Origin of the sequence: Citrobacter sp. HN-141 (genome assembly GCF_033341895.1) — a bacterium.
GTDB lineage: Bacteria > Pseudomonadota > Gammaproteobacteria > Enterobacterales > Enterobacteriaceae > Citrobacter.
Window position 1 is genome coordinate 1 of record NZ_JAWPBF010000078.1, and the last position, 210, is coordinate 210.

The window sequence follows — 210 nt, forward strand, 5'->3', positions numbered from 1 at the left end:
CATCCGTAGCTCAGCTGGATAGAGTACTCGGCTACGAACCGAGCGGTCGGAGGTTCGAATCCTCCCGGATGCACCATATTACTTGATAGCGCTTTAGCAGCGACATCAAATCTGCAGTAAAGTAAGTTTCCCTGATGCATCCGTAGCTCAGCTGGATAGAGTACTCGGCTACGAACCGAGCGGTCGGAGGTTCGAATCCTCCCGGATGCA

At 53.3% G+C, this 210-nt stretch carries 1 tRNA gene; it reads left to right on the top strand.

Going from position 1 to position 210, the window contains the following annotated elements:
• Positions 1–136: 136 nt before the first annotated feature.
• Positions 137–210 (top strand) — tRNA-Arg (locus RYZ59_RS24660).